This is a genomic window from Caballeronia terrestris (genome assembly GCF_001544515.1).
In the GTDB taxonomy this organism is placed as follows: Bacteria; Pseudomonadota; Gammaproteobacteria; order Burkholderiales; family Burkholderiaceae; genus Caballeronia; species Caballeronia terrestris.
Window position 1 is genome coordinate 1 of record NZ_FCOL02000370.1, and the last position, 1,562, is coordinate 1,562.

The 1,562-nt window shown below is 61.0% G+C and carries 3 protein-coding genes; 1 reads left to right on the forward strand and 2 read right to left on the reverse strand.

Going from position 1 to position 1,562, the window contains the following annotated elements:
- The coding region (locus AWB67_RS37485; protein WP_200822421.1) for a CoA transferase at window positions 1-173 on the reverse strand (173 nt) is incomplete at its 3' end.
- Window positions 170-1,156 (reverse strand): hydroxymethylglutaryl-CoA lyase, encoded by a 987-nt coding sequence (locus AWB67_RS37490; RefSeq protein ID WP_087660819.1) that lies wholly within the window; start codon window positions 1,154-1,156, stop codon window positions 170-172. The genes AWB67_RS37490 and AWB67_RS37485, both read right to left, overlap by 4 nt.
- 197 nt (window positions 1,157-1,353) lie before the next feature.
- Between AWB67_RS37490 and AWB67_RS37495 the strand changes: the two genes are divergently transcribed.
- On the forward strand, window positions 1,354-1,562 hold a 209-nt coding region (locus tag AWB67_RS37495; protein WP_143746811.1), incomplete at its 3' end, for a helix-turn-helix domain-containing protein.

Sequence of the window (1,562 nt, forward strand, 5' to 3'; positions counted from 1 at the left end):
CCCGAACCTCGCAACGCGCGCGTGCTGTCGCCAGCGATCGGCTCGACCTTGATAACTTCCGCACCGAGGTCCGCCAGCACCATTCCGCACGTCGGCCCCATCACCATGTGTGTCATCTCGACCACGCGCATACCGCTATACGGCAGGGAATGATTCGCTTGAACGCCGCTCATTGTGCGACTCCCAACAAGCACCCTTCTGGCTGTAGCGCACTCGGTGCGCGGCCGTCCGCGTAGTGGAACCCCTTCGGCAGGCCGGCATCCTGAACATGTCCGTAAAGCGCTTCGCCCGGCAGCGCTTCGGCGAGAATCGCGCGCGCGGCGATGAGCGTATCGATGTCGATGCCGGTGTCATAACCCATCGCTTCGAGCAGGAACGCGAGGTCTTCCGTGACGATGTTTCCCGTCGCGCCCGGCGCGTACGGACAGCCGCCAAGGCCCGCCTGGCTCGAGTCGATGGTGGTGACGCCCGCTTCGAGTGCTGCGACGACGTTCGCCAGCCCCTGACCGCGCGTGTTATGAAAGTGCGCGCCACCGGCCTTGCCACCGAGTTCACTCTGCAAGCGGCGAAACAGGCGCCGGACCTGAGTCGGATTCGCGTAGCCGCTCGTGTCCGACAAACCCACTTCATCGACGCCGCATTCAGCCATCGCGACGCACATGCGCATCGTCTCGTCGTCGCTGACGGCGCCCGCGATCGTGCAGCCGAACGCAACCGACACGCCCGCTTCGATCTGCACGCCAGGGAACCGCGCATTGCGCAACGCGACGATCTCGCGCACCTCGTCGATCATCTGCGCCGTCGTCTTGCGAATGTTCGCCATCGAATGCTCGTTGGTCACCGATACCGGCAGGGTCACCTTGTGCACGCCTGCTTCGAACGCACGCTCCGAACCACGCAGATTCGGCGCGAGCACGGCCACGTGAAGGCCGGGGATGGTCAGCGCGTGAGCCACGACGTCGTGAATGTCGCCCATTTGGGGAAGCAACTTCGGCGGCACGAAGGAGCCGACTTCGATTTCTTTCAGCCCGGCGGCAGCCAGTGCGGAAATCCAGCGCAGTTTGGCGGGCGTGGACATGACGGTTTTGATGCTCTGAAGGCCGTCGCGTGGACCGACTTCGCTGATCAACACCTTGGGAGGACAGGAATTGCTCAAGATATGCTCCTTGTGAATAGTTCTATCTGAAAGAACTACGTTTCGTTAGATAGAACTATATGAGTGATTTTGGGGCAATATAAGATGGGTATACCCGCTAAGTCGTCATTTTTTAGAACTTGAGTTCTACACGACAGAACGGTACAGTGAGAGCACGACCACCAAGAGGGATCAAAGTGTCAGCCGAGACAAACGAAATGACGCCCGATGACCCAGGCGCCGTATCCGACAGTTCCAGTGGCGTTGCGGTGCTGGATCGCGCGTTCGCGATCCTCAATGCCTTCGGCCCGACCGACGACAAGCTGACGCTTGCAGAACTCTCGCGTCGCACCGACCTTTACAAGAGCACGGTCCTGCGTCTGCTGGGCGCACTGGAACACGGCGGATTCGTGCGCAAGCTGAACGA